The sequence below is a fragment of the Acinetobacter sp. YH12145 genome, from assembly GCF_013418335.1.
GTDB classification, from domain to species: Bacteria; Pseudomonadota; Gammaproteobacteria; order Pseudomonadales; family Moraxellaceae; genus Acinetobacter; species Acinetobacter amyesii.
Genome location: NZ_VPCE01000005.1, coordinates 173,398 through 190,451, shown reverse-complemented (window position 1 = coordinate 190,451; position 17,054 = coordinate 173,398). Strand labels below are relative to the sequence as shown.

The window sequence follows — 17,054 nt, the reverse complement described above, 5'->3', positions numbered from 1 at the left end:
AACAAATATTACAATCAAATACTTAAATTATCTGTCATCCTGTATCCGCATCTGTTTCAATGGTTGAAACTCCATAAAAACAGACAGGATGCCAAACATGTCTTCACTATTTAAATTCGGTGCGCTTGCTGCGGTCAGTGCCCTGATGTTTACAGGCTGTGCGAGTACCTCGACTTCAACAGGTCTGAATGCAAAAACCGTGACGGTCAATGCCGTGACTGCTCAAGGTATTGGTCAAAGCATCGGTCAAATTAACTTGGTTGATAGCCCTGCTGGCTTGGTTATTCATACCAATTTAACCCAGCTTCCTCCGGGTCCACACGGTTTCCATATTCATGAAAAAGGCTCTTGTGCCCCAGCTGAAAAAGATGGAAAAGCGGGTGCTGCTCTTGCTGCAGGTGGTCACTTTAACCCTAAAGCTGCACCTCACCACGGTACGCCGCTAACAGGTCACTTGGGTGACTTACCGATCCTTCAAGTTCAAACCGATGGCACAGCAAAAGTGAATTTAATTGCACCACGTTTGAAATTGGCGGATGTACAAGGCTTAGCCATCATGATCCATGCTGGTGGTGATAATTACTCTGACGACCCTAAACCTCTAGGCGGTGGCGGTGACCGTATTGCCTGTGGTGTGATTCAATAATCGACCTTGCACATAGATTTGAATAAGCGGACTTTAAGTCCGCTTTTCTATTGAATAAAAATTGACAGTTCACAGAAAAAAGCTCAGTCTAATTTACAAAATCATTCGAATACTTCATAACTCTGTGAACACGCGACTCTCTTGGTTTCAACAGTTTCAATCCAGTGCAATCATTATGTATTGCCTGCAAATTTGTATTGTTTTGAGTGGCACCACGCTCGGATTATATTTTCTCGGTTTTCATAGTTTTATTGTGCCCGTCACCTTAGGTGCGATTGCCACCGCGCTCACGGACTTTGACGACCGACTCAGCATCCGACTGCGTAATTTGCTCTATGTCTGCGTACTCTTCTTTAGTGTCAGTAGTATTTTAGATTTTCTCTTTCCCTATAAGCTGCTGTTTATATTGTATCTTTCACTGTCCAGTGCAGGATTTATTTTATTAGGAGCTTTGGGGCAACGCTATGCCACGATATCTTTTGGCACGATTTTACTGTCGATTTACACCATGTTCGGCTTGGGCGAATATGACACCTGGTATTTTCAACCCAGCTGCTTTGTTCTAGGGGCCTTATGGTATGGCCTGACCTCAATTCTTTTTTACCTGATTAAACCCACCCTACCCGTACAGGACAATCTCTCGCGTTGTTTTTTACAAATCGCCGAAGTACTGAATGCAAAAGCACGCTTATTTGACCCAGATAATGTCGACAATGTGGAACACTTACTGTATGAATTATCACTCAAAAACAGTGATGTCATCCCGAGTTTAAACACGACCAAAGCTTCTTTACTCACCCGTTTAAAAGCATCAAGAGCCAATAAAAACACCATCTACTGGCTGAATTTATATTTCTTGGCACAAGATATTCACGAACAGGCCAGTGCGAATTATTTACACTACGAACAAATTCATCAAAATTTTAGCCGTACTGATTTAATTTTCCGTTTTCAAAAAAATATTCGATTACAAGCGCAGGCTTGCCAACAGTTGGCCTACTGTATTTTGCATCGACAGCCCTATCAGCCTGATCCCATTACCGCACAAGCACTGGCACATTTGCATGCCTCTTTGCAGGAGTGGATGGCCAATAATCCGCAAAACATAGAAGTGAAAAACCTACAGCTGATCTTGAGTAATTTGGACAGTGTGCAAGAACGTTTTTCGCATGTGCAGGATTTAGATCATTCACAGCAACAGGCTTATCAGCAGCATATTGATAACCTCAATTTACTTGATGACGACATTCACGGCTGGCATGATTTATGGCTCAAACTGAAACAGCATTTGAGTCCTGAGTCTGCCTTATTTCGCCATGCCGTTCGCATCGCTTTTGTCTTTGCTATGGGCTATGCCATTTCCCTCTTGCCCTTTGCCAAAAATGGCTACTGGATTTTATTGACCAGTTTATTTGTCTGTCAGATGCGTTATTTTGCGACCAAAAGTCGTTTAAAAATGCGGACTTTGGGAACCATATTAGGGGTCTTACTTGGCATTCCTATTTTGTATTTTGTGCCGAGTGTCGAAGGTCAATTGCTGCTAACGATTATTTTTGGCGTGTGCTTTTTCTATCTGAGTGCCAAAAAATATGCCATGGCGACCCTCATGGCAACCTTAATGGTCTTGCTGATTTTTAATTTAAAAGGCGCAGGTTATGCAGTTATTTTACCGCGTATCGTTGATACCCTACTCGGCTGTTTTATTGCATGGTTCGCAGTCAATGTCATCTGGCCAGATTGGGACTTTCGCAATATTTCCAAGACCATTCAAAAAAGCTCTGCTGCGACCTTGCATTATTTTGATGCCGTGGTTGAGCAATATCTCCATGGGAAAACCAATAGCATTGCTTATCGGCGTGCCCGTCGTTCAGCCCATAATGCTCAAACTGAACTATCGAGCATGATTTCAAGTTTAAGTACCGAGCCTGAACCCGACCAAACTTTGATTCAACATGCTTTTCGCTATTTGGTCTATAGCCATAGTCAGCTCAGTTATATTTCGGCATTGGGGAGCCACCGTGAACAGGTACAAGACCAACAAGTCCTTGAACTGCTGCAATGGTGTCAAAGCACCCTAGACGAGGTCTTAATTCAGCAAAAACCGCTCAACCCTGAGAAAATTCAGCAAAAACTTTTCGAAATTCAAACACTCAGCACTGAAGAAATGCGGTCTAATCACCTACAATTGGTGCTCAAGCAGATCAGTTTATTATTAGAAACATTAGCCGAACTGATTCAGCTTCGAACACAACTGATTCAGGCGGAAATTAAATAAAATCATTTGAGACTCATGATGAAAATGCTTAGTTTAGGTTTTAGACGCCTCATATTACCTACGATTGTGGCGACCTCATGTTTAGCTGCGTCTTCTGTTTTTGCAGCACCGACAGCACAAGATTTGAAGCGTATTTTGGAATGTCAGGCCGATTACGACACCTACCATGACACTTTGCTCGACTATGAAAAGACTCTGGAGCAACTGGGCTGGAAACGCCATGATGACCCACATCAACCGTTTATTTATATCTATAAAAATAAGCAAGCGGTTGAATTTTTTGGCATGCCAACCCAAGAAATTGGCCTGTCTTCCAATGCAGTATTCGCGATCTATCGCCAAGCCGATGTGAAAAAACTTGCCCAAAAATATGGTATTGAGCAGCATCCAATGTTTGCCAATATGCCATTTTTCCGTGGTGAAAAAATCCTACGCACGGAAGCTGAAACGGATGATCTGCATGCCATTAATCACAAACTGAGCCTGTCTGAAATGACCGGAAAAAGCCCGATGATTTTATTCGGCTGTAACTATGAATTTGATCAAGGTTCGATTGAAGACGCCTTAGCGGATCTAGAAGATTAATCCGAGCAGATAACTCAGAATTAACTTAAAAAACATTTACTTAGATTCAATATGCGAATCAATTATTTCAACGGGAATGCTTCGTTCCTGCAGTGCTTTCAGGTACACTCAAGGCTGAAATCACTTTGAATTTAAACTTCGCATGAATATCAAGACCTTACGCTTTGTGGGCCTACTCGAAGGCATCTCCTTTTTATTATTGTTGTTCATTGCTATGCCAATGAAGTACCTGATGGATAATCCAATATTGGTCAAGTACGTCGGTATGGGACATGGCGTCTTGTTTATTGCCTTCTTAGTGGTGCTATTTGTGGTCTGTGAAAAGCAAAAATGGTCACTCAGCGTATTTCTAATGGGCCTGATTGCATCGATATTGCCTTTTGGTCCTTTCATTTTCGATCGCAAATTAAAAAATGCAGAACAACCTGCAACATCAAATTAAGACGGTATAGAGCAAATAAAAAAGCCCAATGTTGTTCTACACAGCATTGGGCTTTTTCTATAATGGCATGAACTCGAATTTAAAATTCACCCGTCAATTTACGTTGTCGCATAATATCTCGCACCACTAAGCGTGGTAGGCTGAACCACAAGATAATGAGGGTAAATCCTGCCAAACTATAGGCCCAAAGGCCGAAGTTTTCATACAGCACGCGCACGATTTCGATCACGGCAAAGAACGTCAGCATCATGATCACAGACACTGCCGCAGCCACTGTGCCCTTCGACATTTCAGACGACATTAAGGCAAATCGATAGAGCACAGAAAAGCTAATCCCTTCACCAAAACTGACTAAACTCATACCAAGAATGAGAAAGGTCAGAAAATAACTTTCAGTCATCGTCCCAATCACCACGAGGCTCGTTCCGAGTAACATCAGCGGTAGCCCGATCATCACAGACTGACCTAGAGGCAGTTTGTCGATGATTTTAATCAGGACAATATTACCGAGGATCAGACCGCCCAAAACGGGAAACTGCGCCATGCCGTATTGCATGCTACTCAGTCCTAGCTGCTCCACCAATATGACCGGAGATAGCGCAATCCACAGCATCAGTGGCATTGCCACCATTGGTAGGCCCAGTGTCAACGCCAAAAAGCGTTTGTTTTTGAACACCTGTTTAAAGTCATCGATAATATAACCCACCGGTTGCTTTGGAATGCTGATGTGCTGAGTCGGCATCTTGGCCTTTAAACCAAACCAACTCAAAAAAGATAGAAATGCGATTCCAATAAAGCCCCAATGCCATGACACATGATCAATCATAAAGGCACCGAGGACGGGTCCGATCAGTGGCGCCAGTAGTGAAATATTGGCCATGATCGCCATGACTTTGATGGCATCTCGCTCTTCAAAAGTTTCCTGAACAGCGGCATAGCCCACGGCTGAAATAACCGATAAACCGAAACCTTGTAAAAAACGCAATGTTAAAAAGCTTTCGATATTATGCGTGAGCAATATCGCTAAACAGCATAAGCTAAAGAATGCCACACCACCCAACAGGACTTTTTTACGGCCTAATCGGTCTGACAAAGGTCCTAATATCGCAGCGACACAAGCACCTCCCAATAAGTAAAATGACATCGACGAGGGTGCCCATGCACTACTCACGCCAAACTCTTGGGTAATCGCAAGCATGGCGGGTTGGACTAAGTCGTTGCCGATATAGACAGAAAATTCAAATAAAACCAGTGCCAAGGGAAACATTAAGGTGGCACGACTTAATTTTGTGGTTTGTACGTTTTGCATTGTTATCTACATATCAAATGTGTGCTGTCGAGCTTGAAATGACAAATAGGGAGAGACACTTCAGCCCAATGACGAGCACTGTAATATTAATTTTAAAAATGAATTTGCGGCATATCCGCCATATGTGCGTCGTATTCACAAGACGCTAGATAGAGATAAAATGAACTTCAACGAACCGATCTGTCGGTTTGAGTCCGACTATTTTAACAGTGTTTGCTGGCGTTGTATTGGTCTTTTTATCTAGCCACTTTTATGGCTTTTCATTGTCTGCTTTTTGGATAAAGCGACCTTGTTTTAGGTCCTCATAGGCTTGCATGACTTCTGCAAAATGATTCATCACAAAATAACCTCGCCCATAGATGGGTTCATTTAAAGGCTGCGCCGATAAATACAACATGTGGCTATCTTCAACTGCCGTCAATTCGACATTTTCACCTTGGCTCGACATAACTGCCATATGCTGTGCATTTAATAGTTCATCCGTTTCATTAAATTTCAGCTTGCCCGAACGTAAATACACAAGCGTGGTATCCCCTTCCTGTGCAGGAAGGGTGATGCTTTGATTGGCTCTGACAAAGACATCAAATACTTGCATGGGTGTATGTGTCTCTGCAGGGCCATGGGCTGTTAAATATTGCCCTGCAATCACCCTTACATAACCAGCATCTTGGGCTAAATTCACAATAGGAATACTGGCTTTGGCTAAGCTCTGATAGCGTGCAGGATTCATTTTATCTTTAGCAGGTAAATTGACCCACAATTGCAATATTTCAAATGCTCCGCCCCGCTGTGCAAAGGCATGGCTAAAGACTTCTTCATGCTGAATGCCTGAAGCCGCAGTCATCCACTGCACATCGCCCTCACCAATGACACCACCGCCGCCAGTCGTATCATGATGTTCAAGTTCACCTTTAAACACCAATGTGACGGTTTCAAAGCCTCGATGTGGGTGTTCCAGCACACCTTTTTTCAGTTGGGTTGGTTTCAGCACCCCAGGCCCTAAATGGTCGAGCAATAAAAATGGCGAAACGGTATTTCCCAATTCATAATGGGAAAATACTGATGTGACTGGTGCAAAGTCACCAACGGGTGAACCTGAATCATTGACGTGAATAAAAGCGAGGGTTTTCATATTGTTTTAGGTTTATTTAGGATCGTTTGATCTTAGCTTACTAGAGATAGCTGATTCGATAGGCTAAATGGATTTCAGTGTCACAGTTTTAGGATGCTGATATTTTGGTAATTCGACGGGCTTTATTCCATTAAGTTTTGCAATATCTGGATTTTTCTCAAATTTTAGCCAGCCTTTCTTCATCCATTTTTCTACTATTATCTTTCCAATTATATCCAACAAATTATTAAGCAAATCAAATTTAGCTTGCTCATGAAAATAATAAATTACTACATTGCATCTATGCTCAATTAGTTCTCCATTAAAAGAAAATATTTCTTTTATATAGTTAGAATCAGATCGATCTAAAGAATGCCCCCAAACTTTTATGTTATATGTTTCCTCTGTGCTCGTACTAAGATGTATAAAATCATTCCGCTTTGCATCAAACATAGCTCTAAAATACACATCAGAAGTAAGCATTGGGTTATCTAAATATGTATTTATTTCATCTTCCAAAGTTTTTTTTGCTTTTTCAGTTGAAAAAAAATGATCAACGATTTCACTAAGAAATAAATAATCAGTTTCTTTAAAAAGTTTTTGATGATATTTCGTTAAGCCATAAGCTTTTAACTTCTTTAGATATTCATCATCTATATCTGAAACACCTAAAACGATATTTTGTTGCTCACCATGACGACCATGTAAATATTCAATTTTTACTGAATTGTAAATACGCTCATATGTATTTGTATAATTAAATGAATAAATTTTTTCTGGAAAAACCCAATTATCACCTTTAAAAGTGAAATCATTAGTTCGAGATAATTTGCTGACTATCATTTCAAGATATAAATTAAAAATTTCAATAAACTCATCTAATTTTTTGTTCAAAAAATTTAAAAATAACGATGGATTCACCCCATTTTTGTCGTTACTACCATAACAAAATTTGGAGTTAAATCCTTTATGCAGACCTTTCTCCTCAAATAAATCGAACTTCTTTAAAATAATTGAATTTCTTTTTCCAACTTCTGTATCGAATTCATGATGATTAAAAGCATGTTGTGATTGATGATTTATTCTTTCAATAAAAGGCAATACATGTGCGAAACTTAATAGAATTTCTTCAATTTTATTTTCAATATCTATCCAAGTTTGAACTTCTCTCACATGATCAGAAAAATACTGAAACCACACATTTTCTTTTAATCTATATTGTAATTGCTCAATTTGTGCTACAGGAATCTGAATTTCTTCAGTTTTATACATTGCTTTCGTATATCCAAAGAAATAATCTTCTTTTTCATACAAGGATCCAAAAAGATCATCAAAGCCCATATCACCTTTGGCTTCGTCCCAATTTTCTATGACATCCATTACCACCATAAAATGGTCATATTTCGTCGGCAAATAATGTGATAAATCAAAACCGTTTCCGACAATTAAAATATTCATTATTCTTATTTCCCCAATAAAAAAGCGCATCAATCGATACGCTTTTTATGAGGCACACATGCCTAAATTTCAACCATAAATCAAAGATTTATTAAGGACACTTCGCCGATTGGAAAGTCTTGGTATTTTTACCACGTTGGCACTGATATTCCTTTTGCGTATTTACACGCTGCCAGTCACCATCCACCAATCTAAAACTATAAATGGTACGAACCGATTTCACCGAATCATCCATCAAACCCGTTTCCGTCACTTTCACCTGCCCCGCATTTGGCGACTCAACACGGTTAAAATACTGACGAATTTCCACAGTCGACAGTTCTTTACGCAAATCAGGACGTTCTTTTAATACCTGATCGAGTGGCGTAGCAGAAGAACCGACTTTAGACACAATTTTCTGCGTTGTCGCACAACCCGCCAACATCCCCACACACAATGCAGACACAGCAATTAAACGATACATAGAAGCAACTCAAAATTATTATTCAGTCCTATCATGCCGAACATTTGTCCAAAACACTATTTAAGCAATGTAAAAGAAGTACTCCATTCCAAAAATCAATGTGTGGTCTCTCATCCATGCGTGGCTAAAAAGTCGTGCTATAGCCATAAAAAAAACGCATCCGAAGATGCGTTTTCAATCGTCTTTAAAAATTAAAGATCGAACAATTTACCTGGGTTCATAATCGCATTTGGATCGAATACTTTTTTCAATGCTTTCATATATTCGATTTCTTCTGCTGAACGTGTGTAATCGAGGTAAGGCTTCTTAGTCATACCCACGCCATGTTCTGCAGAAATTGAACCGTCATATTTTTTCACAGTTTCAAATACGTATTTGTTCACCACTTGGCATTTTGCAAAGAATTCATCTTTACTTAAATCCGCAGGTTTCAAAATATTTAGGTGCAAGTTACCGTCACCAATATGACCGAACCAGCAAATTTCAAAGTCTGGGTAGTTCGCTTCCACAATTGCATCAATTTCTTTAATAAATGCAGGCACATGTGTAATCAGAACTGAGATGTCATTTTTGTATGGTGTGAACGGTGCGATTGACTCTGAAATGTCTTCACGTAAACGCCATAAGCTATGTACTTGGTCTAAGCTTTGGCTCATCACGCCATCCAGTACCCAACCTTGTTCCATGCAATGTTCAAAGATTTCCATTGCCGCATCCATGATCGGTTCAAATGGTGCTTCAAACTCAAGTAAAACATAGAACGGACATGGTGTTTCAAATGGACGTTGTACATGACCATTGTCCAATACTTTTTGCATCGCAAGTTCACCAAAGAACTCAAATGCAGTCAGGTCGATTTTCTTTTGGAAGGCATGTAGAACAGGCATAATCGCATCAAAATCAGGCACACCGAGAACCAACACTTGTAAGTCATGGGGTTGACGTTCAAGTTTGATTTCAGCTTCAGTCACTAAACCTAGCGTACCTTCACCACCAATAAATAAGTGTTGAAGTGCATAACCAGTCGCGTTTTTGATCATGCCTTTGTTCAAGCGCAGGATGTCACCTTTACCTGTAACCACAGTCATGCCCAACACCCAGTTACGAGTCATGCCGTATTTAATCACTTTAATACCACCAGCGTTGGTACCAATGTTACCGCCAATTTGAGATGAACCTGAAGATGCAAAATCAACTGGGTAGTACATGCCTTGTTCTTCAGCATAGTTCTGAAGTTGTTCAGTCACTACACCTGCTTGTACACGCACCATACGGTCAGCTGGGAAGAATTCCAAGATTTGATTCATCTTATCCATGCTTACCACGATTTCACCGTTAGCAGCCACAGCACCTGCTGATAAACCTGTACGACCGCCACTTGGGGTAATCGCGACATTAAATTGGTTAGCAAGTTTTACAATCTGTTGAACTTGCTCTGTGCTTGAAGGGAAAACGACGACCGACGGGTTTGGATCGAAGTGCTTAGTGTGGTCACGACCCCAATTTTGGAGACTATCCGCATCGGTTTTAATTCGGCTTTCGCCAACAATAGCGGTCAATTGGGTCAATAACTCTGGGGTTAAAGCGACTGGAGCATTCATCGTTTTCAGACCTTGCAAGAAGTAAACAAGTTTTTTTAAAGGTCCAGACTTCATTCAGTCAAAACTGCGGTAACGCATATTTCAAGGGAAAAAGCCTGAAACAGAGCGCATCAAAATGTCAGGGAATTGGTCATGATGATTTTGAGCGGCACCATTATAAGCTATAACTGGGCTTTTTTTGACAAAACCCAAAGAAAAACGTGATTTCAAAATGTCACGAGGAATATGACCAAGTTAATTAGACCAAATCTAAAAAAATTGACTCATCATTCGCCAAAATAGCCATGACGTCGATCATAAAGGAAATGTATATCAGGCGACTTCCTATGCTATTATATGCGCACTAAATTTGGCCTTTGTAGCGGAGCCGTAATGAGCCAACATCTTTCTTTACCTAAAGATAAAATTCGTTTCTTGTTGTTAGAAGGCGTTCACCAAAACGCAATCGACACTCTAAATGCTGCTGGATACACCAACATTGACTACCGTAAAACTGCGCTTGAGGGTGAAGCGTTGAAAGAAGCGGTTAAAGATGCTCACTTCATTGGTATTCGTTCACGTACTCAATTAACTGAAGAAGTTTTTGAAGCGGCGAACAAACTGATTGCTGTGGGTTGTTTCTGTATCGGTACAAACCAAGTGAACTTAAATGCTGCCATGATTCGTGGTATTCCAGTATTTAACGCACCATACTCAAATACGCGTTCAGTTGCTGAATTAGTTCTTGCTGAAGCGATTCTATTACTTCGTGGTGTTCCTGCAAAATCTGCTTCAACTCACCGTGGTGGTTGGAACAAGTCTGCAGTTGGTTCATTTGAAACTCGTGGTAAAACTTTAGGTATTGTTGGTTACGGTTCGATTGGCTCGCAACTTTCTGTACTTGCTGAAAGTTTAGGTATGCACGTAATTTATTACGATGCCGTAACTAAACTTCCAATGGGTAATGCACGTCAAGTCGGTTCTATGGGTGAACTTCTTACCAATGCAGACGTCGTATCTCTACACGTTCCAGACGTTCCATCAACTCGCAACTTCTTCGGCAAAGACCAATTTGCTCAAATGAAAGAAGGCGCAATCTTCCTCAATGCTGCACGTGGTACATGTGTCATCATTGAAGATCTTGCTGATGCAATCAAATCTGGTCATATTGCTGGTGCGGCTGTAGACGTATTCCCTAAAGAACCTAAAGCAAACGGTGAAGAATTCGTTTCTCCACTTCGTGGCTTAGACAACGTGATTTTGACTCCTCACGTGGGTGGTTCAACAATGGAAGCGCAAGCGAACATCGGTCTTGAGGTTGCTGAAAAATTCGTTGCTTACTCTGATAAAGGTATGACTTTATCTGCAGTGAACTTCCCAGAAATCGCGTTACCGTTGACTGAAGGCAAACACCGTTTACTTCATATCCACAAAAACGTGCCAGGCGTGCTTTCAAAAATCAACAACTTGTTTGCTGAACACGGTATCAACATCTCTGGTCAGTCTTTAATGACTAAAGGTGATGTGGGTTACTTAGTGATGGACGTTGACGCAACTGCTTCTAAAGAAGCTTTGGATACTCTTCACGAAGTTGAAGGTACCATCCGCGTTCGCGTATTGTTCTAATTTAATTAGACACTGAAGCCACAGCCTTCGGGCTGTGGTTTTTTTATTGTTATAAAATTTTAAAATCTGGCTAGTGCCACTCTCCCGCTCTTCGAGTTATCGAAACAAATTTAGTTTATGCCAAATTTTAAAGTTGCACCGGCTGTCCAAGCACCGCTGATCTTGCTTATTGCCATGATCAGCATGCAAAGCAGCGGTTCATTTGCCAAATATCTTTTCGGTCAATTTCCCATACTGACCGTCTCGGCCATGCGTTTAATGCTAGGCGCTTTGATTTTGGCGATTATTTTTAAAATTTGGCAAATCAATTTTAAACAAGTCAAATGGTCTGCAATTATCAGCTATGGCTGTGCGCTTGCAGGCATGAATATGCTGTTTTACTTGTCCATTGATCGCCTACCTCTCGGCATTGCCGTGTCTTTTGAATTTATTGGCCCTTTAAGTGTTGCACTATTGGCAGCAAGACGAAAATTCGACTTCGTCTGGGTCGGCCTTGCAATTCTAGGCCTAATTTTGCTGTTTCCATTTGATCAAGCAGCACAACGTCTTGACCCAATTGGGATCTTGCTTGCCCTCGGTGCAGGTGCGTGTTGGGCACTCTATATCGTGGCAGGTCAAAAACCATCAGGGGTCTCAGGCAATCATACCGTTTGCTTAGGCATGTTCGTCGGCATGTGTGTTCTGATGCCCATCGCACTCTTTGCAGGTATGCCGGCACAGGCGTTTGAGCCAAGTAGTCTGCTGTATTTTATTGCACTTGCGACCTTAGCCAGTGCTTTACCTTTTACTCTAGAAATGATTGCGCTCCGCAATTTAACGGCGCTCAGTTTCGGAACGCTCATGAGCCTAGAACCTGCAATTGCAGCACTCTCTGGTTTTGTTTTCTTAAATGAACAATTGCTGTGGACCCAGTGGTTAGCCCTTGCTGTCATCATCTGTGCATCGATTGGGTGTACCTATACCACGCAAAAAGCCAAAGTCATTTAAATTCAAAATCCATCATGATTTGGTCAAATGTTAAAATTCACTCAATTGTTAGCATTAACCGCTATACTGTACTGACTCAAAAATAGGGCTCAACACCGCCCAACAACTGTGTGCCGCATGCCAAATTCACAACTTCTCGCTGTTGTTTTCATGGTGCTCTCCATGATTTCCTATCAGATCAGTGCATCATTCGCCAAACAATTATTTTTGGTGCTTGATCCACTCAGTGTGACCATTTTACGACTCTGTTTTGCTTCAATTATTATTTGTTTAATGTTTCGTTCATGGCACATTTTAAAACGACTGTCGTTTTTAAAATGGCGTGATCTGCTCTGCTATAGCGCAGCACTGTGCCTCATGAATGTCTTGTTCTATATGTCACTGGGCAAACTCCCTCAAGGCATTGCCGTAGGACTCGAGTTTATTGGGCCGCTAGGTTTGGCACTGCTGTCGATTAAAAATCGTAGTGACTATATTTGGGTCTTTTTGGCGATCTTAGGGATTGCGTTGATGGTGCCTTGGGGGCAAGCTCAAAGTGGTAATTTCTCAATATTTGGAGCAGCTTGTGCCTTAACTGCGGGGCTATGTTGGGCATTCTATATTTACTTTGGACAAAAAGTGGTACACCAAAATATTGGTATGCATGCACTGACCATCGCCATTAGTTTATCGGCATTGACCTTATTACCCATCGGCCTCTATAACAACGCATCAGCTTTATTGGATACACAATATTGGCCTAAAGCCTTGTTGATTGCGATTTTAGCTACAGCCATACCTTATGCCCTTGACCTCAAAGCGTTGAAGATTCTAAGCAAGCTGAGTTATGGTACATTGTCGAGTATCTCACCTGCTTTGGCAGCCATTACGGGTATGGTGGTATTGGGGGAACGCATTAATATAGGGCAATGGCTTGCTTTGGTGTGTATTATGCTTGCCTCGGTCGGGGTGACAATGCGCTCCTCTCGCACTACAACGACTAGCGGATCAAACTAATTTTCATCTTTATCGCTGAAATAAAAAGACGGCCTCTGCCGTCTTTTTTAATTTGGAATTTGTCCTCAAAACTCACTAATATTTATCCCGTCAAACTGTCTTTATCCGCTTTCTTGTATTTTTTATATTCTGCCAAATATTGTTTGGCTAAACTTTCCTTTTGTTTTTCATCTAAGATTTTACCTGCTTGCTGAAAAAAGCCGTGTTCTTCCTCCTGCAAATGATGATGTACCGTTTCAGATAACTTTTTCGCAATTGCCAACCAACTTGGATTATTAAATTCAGTTTCCGTCAGTTGCTCTAATAATTCATCCATCTCATGATGTTCCGCCAATGCATGACGGGTGATGTTTAGGCCTGAATCAGTCATCATTAACGGGATGTAAAAATAACGATCTTCGCCAACAGCATGAGCAAATAACTCATTTTTGAGCAGCTCAAATAAATCTCGACGCTCAGGTGTATCCCCTGATGTTTGAATGAGTTTTTCAGCAAGTTCACGTTGCTTTTCATGACTTTGGCGTAAAGCTTCAAATATATTCATTGTAGTGATGACCTCTGATGCTTAGCTAATTGTGTATTATGAAATTTAATTATTATCCACAACTCAAACGAGTCGCTTATTTTCATACTAATCATTTCAGCGACAGAATTCAGCAACGCTCTGTTAAGATTTGTTTTAAGCTTGTCCCGTAAAGGTTTGATAACCCAACCGTACAATCAAAATACTCACCAAAATCAAAAATAGAATTCGAATAAAGCCACTACCGTATTTAATTGCCGCACGTACACCAACGATCGAGCCTAAAATATTTGCTACAGCCATCATTAAGCCTATCGCAAATAACACATGGCCAGTGGGCGCAAAAAAACTCAGTGCTGCAAGGTTGGTGGTTAAGTTGGCGACTTTTGACAAAGCAGAGGCATGTAAAAAGTCTGCTTGTAGATAACGAATAAAAAAGAAAATAAAGAAACTGCCCGTACCCGGCCCAAAGATACCGTCATAAAAGCCAATCACCAGACTACCAATAGCGGCAAGACCGAGGATTTTAGGAGTCAGTTCTTGGCGTACATGCACCTGACCAAATTGTTTTTTGGCAAAGGTATAAATCGCAATCACGATCAACATGACCAAAACGAAAGGACGTAAGACTTCTTTTGGAATCATTGATACACAGGCTGCTCCCACAAAGGAGGCAACAAATGCACAGCTTGCAATGACCGCAAGTAATTTCCAACGGAGTTTGACTTGGCGTAAAAAAGAATAGGAAGCTGACGCTGTACCAAAAATCGAAGACAACTTATTGGTGCCAAACACCGTCGCCGGAGATAAGTGCGGCATGGCATTCATAATGGCTGGAATTTGAATCAGTCCGCCACCGCCAACAGCTGCATCAATTGCACCAGCAAAAAATGCAAAAAATAGCAGGCTTAAGATGATTTCAATTTCCATAATTTGGCTTCAGTGGCTGTTAATGACTATTCAAGATTTAATACACGTTTTGGTACTAAGCGCTTACGATCGGTAATTTCCGCTAGACCTAAGCAACGTTCCCCATCAAATACCAAAACCTGCGCTTCCGCAGCATGCTCAATATTACTTTCCATTCCACGACTAAAATATTCAGCTCGACCTTCCGGCGCTTGCACTTTGCAGAAATGATCGACAGGCGAATACACCGGCAGCAATAATGCTTCACGCTCAGCTTCGGTCAGACTCTCTAAATATTCAATAGTGTAAGTTGGATTGAGATCAAAATGCCCTGTTTGCGTACGGTGTAGATAGGTCAAATGTCCAAAAGTACCCAATGCTTTGGCAATATCTTCGCCTAAAACACGAATATATGTGCCTTTGGAACAGGTGATGTCGAGTGTAATACTATTCTCATTAAATGATAATAACTCGATGGCATAAATCGAAATTGGACGTGCTTCACGCTCTATTTCTATGCCTTTACGCGCCAACTCGTACAGCGGGCGACCTTCTTTTTTCAGCGCAGAATACATCGGTGGAATTTGTTGAATATCCCCTACAAATTGCGCCAAGACATTTTGAATATTTTCTTCAGTCAATGTTGGAACAGCTTGCTCTAATAGTATTTCACCTTCCACATCACCCGTCGTGGTACTGTGTCCTAAAAAGACGGTGGTTTGATAACGCTTGGTCGAGTCGAGCAAGAAATGTGAAAACTTCGTCGCTTCACCCAAACAAATTGGCAATAAACCTGAAGCCAGTGGATCAAGCGCACCAGTATGCCCTGCTTTTTGCGCACGAAACAGCCAACGAACCTTCTGTAAGGCTGCATTCGAGCTAATGCCCAAAGGCTTATTTAATAAAAATACACCATGTACAGGACGACGCTGAATCTTAGGAGAAGCTTTTTTCATGACTAAAATAGGGCAAAAAGAGAACTGCGCCATGGTATCAATCCATGCTAAGCGTTTACAACTTTTCTATGTTTTTATCTGCATTTTATGTCATATTGAGTTCGCATTTAGAACTCTAGAACAATTAAAAACGGAATAAAGGTGCATTGGGATATGCAAAAAAATAAACTTTGGCTCATCATAGCCTTGGTCGTTATCGCAGTTGCTGCATTTATATTTTGGCTGGCGCCAAAAGCATCACAAAATGATCCTTCAGATCAATCGATTCAACAACAAAATACGCCTTTAGCTCAGGGCGAAACCGCTACGGCTCAAGCAACAAGCGGTTCTTCGCTGCTCAGTCCAAGTCAACAAGACACGGAAGTTAACTGTCAAATCAGTATGGATGGTTCAAACCGTTTGATCGTGAATGAACAAACACGGAATTGCTTTGAATATTTCATTACTCAGTATGGTGAAAAGTCGATAGATCAAATTAAAAAGGATTTTAAATCCTACATTGCACAAGGTCATAAAGAACCTGCGCTGTCCCAAATTTATGATTTGTGGGATCGTTATATGAAATATCGTGAACAGTTAGGTCATTTACAGCCACCAAGCGACGACAAAGAATCACCACAATACTATCGCTCGATCTACAGCAGCACCCAGAATTTAAGAAAACAGTTCTTTTCTGATTATGAAATTGAAGGTTTATTTGGCAAGGAAAATACTTATCACGAATACACGCTGAAACGGATGGAAGTAGTAAATGACAAAAAACTGTCTGAATCAGAAAAAGCCAAAAAACTAAAAGCCCTGTTTGATGAACTCCCAGAAGATTGGAAAGAAAATCTGGAACAAATCAATAAACTTGAAGATTTACGCAAGCTCACAGCAGACATTAAAGCCCGTGGTGGTTCAAGCGAAGAAATTCATCAAATGCGGTTAAATTTAGTGGGTCCAGAAGCTACTCAGCGCCTTGAAAATTTAGACAGCCAGCGCAGCTCTTGGAAATCTAGCGTAAATCAATACCTCACAGAGCGTGACAGCATTGTGAAAAGCAATATGAGTGACAGTGCTAAACAACAAGCGGTGCAGCAACTCCGTAATCAACATTTTAAATCGAAGGAAGATCAGCTCCGCGTCAGTACCTTTGAATCTGTGCATGATCAAGGTGGAAAATTACCTTTCGCAGAATAACTGCAA

Annotated in this window: 16 protein-coding genes; 8 read left to right on the top strand and 8 right to left on the bottom strand. The window is 41.0% G+C overall.

Annotated features, from left to right (window positions below; genetic code table 11):
- Positions 1–97: 97 nt before the first annotated feature.
- The 4 genes from sodC to FTU80_RS06760 all read left to right on the top strand — a co-directional run bounded on the left by sodC (position 98) and on the right by FTU80_RS06760 (position 3,948).
- Entirely contained in the window at positions 98–646 is a 549-nt protein-coding gene (gene sodC / locus FTU80_RS06775) for a superoxide dismutase family protein (protein WP_180084590.1), read from the top strand.
- Between the two features lie 124 nt (positions 647–770).
- Positions 771–2,921, top strand: a complete 2,151-nt coding sequence (gene yccS / locus FTU80_RS06770) for a YccS family putative transporter (protein WP_373685181.1) — start codon at positions 771–773, stop codon at positions 2,919–2,921.
- A gap of 15 nt (positions 2,922–2,936) precedes the next feature.
- Positions 2,937–3,506, top strand: a complete 570-nt coding sequence (locus tag FTU80_RS06765; RefSeq protein WP_180084589.1) for a hypothetical protein — start codon at positions 2,937–2,939, stop codon at positions 3,504–3,506.
- A gap of 142 nt (positions 3,507–3,648) precedes the next feature.
- The gene (locus tag FTU80_RS06760; protein ID WP_078189335.1) at positions 3,649–3,948 is read left to right on the top strand and encodes a DUF3817 domain-containing protein; all 300 of its coding nucleotides are present in this window, start codon (positions 3,649–3,651) and stop codon (positions 3,946–3,948) included.
- A gap of 79 nt (positions 3,949–4,027) precedes the next feature.
- Here the strand turns inward: FTU80_RS06760 and FTU80_RS06755 are convergent, their stop codons facing one another.
- The 5 genes from FTU80_RS06755 to FTU80_RS06735 form a co-directional block, all read right to left on the bottom strand.
- Entirely contained in the window at positions 4,028–5,257 is a 1,230-nt protein-coding gene (locus FTU80_RS06755) for an MFS transporter (RefSeq protein WP_180084588.1), read from the bottom strand.
- Positions 5,258–5,507: 250 nt separating this feature from the next.
- The gene (locus FTU80_RS06750; RefSeq protein ID WP_180084587.1) at positions 5,508–6,389 is read right to left on the bottom strand and encodes a pirin family protein; all 882 of its coding nucleotides are present in this window, start codon (positions 6,387–6,389) and stop codon (positions 5,508–5,510) included.
- A gap of 63 nt (positions 6,390–6,452) precedes the next feature.
- Complete coding sequence (locus FTU80_RS06745) at positions 6,453–7,826, bottom strand: AbiH family protein (RefSeq protein WP_180084586.1); 1,374 nt, start codon at positions 7,824–7,826, stop codon at positions 6,453–6,455.
- 91 nt (positions 7,827–7,917) lie between these two features.
- Positions 7,918–8,289 (bottom strand): hypothetical protein, encoded by a 372-nt coding sequence (locus FTU80_RS06740; protein WP_180004761.1) that lies wholly within the window; start codon positions 8,287–8,289, stop codon positions 7,918–7,920.
- A 191-nt stretch (positions 8,290–8,480) separates the two neighbouring features.
- Positions 8,481–9,890, bottom strand: coding sequence for an FAD-binding oxidoreductase (locus tag FTU80_RS06735; protein ID WP_078189543.1), 1,410 nt, complete (start codon positions 9,888–9,890; stop codon positions 8,481–8,483).
- A 372-nt stretch (positions 9,891–10,262) separates the two neighbouring features.
- On the opposite strand from FTU80_RS06735, the gene serA reads away from it, so the two are divergent.
- The 3 genes from serA to FTU80_RS06720 all read left to right on the top strand — a co-directional run bounded on the left by serA (position 10,263) and on the right by FTU80_RS06720 (position 13,478).
- Positions 10,263–11,495, top strand: coding sequence for a phosphoglycerate dehydrogenase (gene serA, locus FTU80_RS06730; protein ID WP_180084585.1), 1,233 nt, complete (start codon positions 10,263–10,265; stop codon positions 11,493–11,495).
- Between the two features lie 117 nt (positions 11,496–11,612).
- On the top strand, positions 11,613–12,482 hold the full coding sequence (locus tag FTU80_RS06725) for an EamA family transporter (protein WP_180084584.1): 870 nt from the start codon (positions 11,613–11,615) through the stop codon (positions 12,480–12,482).
- 117 nt (positions 12,483–12,599) lie between these two features.
- Positions 12,600–13,478, top strand: coding sequence for a DMT family transporter (locus FTU80_RS06720; RefSeq protein ID WP_180021550.1), 879 nt, complete (start codon positions 12,600–12,602; stop codon positions 13,476–13,478).
- Between the two features lie 82 nt (positions 13,479–13,560).
- On the opposite strand, the gene FTU80_RS06715 is transcribed toward FTU80_RS06720, so the two are convergent.
- The 3 genes from FTU80_RS06715 to truB all read right to left on the bottom strand — a co-directional run bounded on the left by FTU80_RS06715 (position 13,561) and on the right by truB (position 15,866).
- Entirely contained in the window at positions 13,561–14,022 is a 462-nt protein-coding gene (locus tag FTU80_RS06715) for a hemerythrin domain-containing protein (protein ID WP_180004765.1), read from the bottom strand.
- A 135-nt stretch (positions 14,023–14,157) separates the two neighbouring features.
- The gene (locus tag FTU80_RS06710; RefSeq protein ID WP_180084583.1) at positions 14,158–14,931 is read right to left on the bottom strand and encodes a TSUP family transporter; all 774 of its coding nucleotides are present in this window, start codon (positions 14,929–14,931) and stop codon (positions 14,158–14,160) included.
- 26 nt (positions 14,932–14,957) lie between these two features.
- Entirely contained in the window at positions 14,958–15,866 is a 909-nt protein-coding gene (gene truB / locus FTU80_RS06705; protein WP_180084638.1) for a tRNA pseudouridine(55) synthase TruB, read from the bottom strand.
- A 153-nt stretch (positions 15,867–16,019) separates the two neighbouring features.
- Here truB and FTU80_RS06700 point away from each other — a divergent pair, with 153 nt between their 5' ends.
- Positions 16,020–17,048 (top strand): lipase secretion chaperone, encoded by a 1,029-nt coding sequence (locus FTU80_RS06700; RefSeq protein ID WP_180084582.1) that lies wholly within the window; start codon positions 16,020–16,022, stop codon positions 17,046–17,048.
- Positions 17,049–17,054 lie beyond the last annotated feature (6 nt).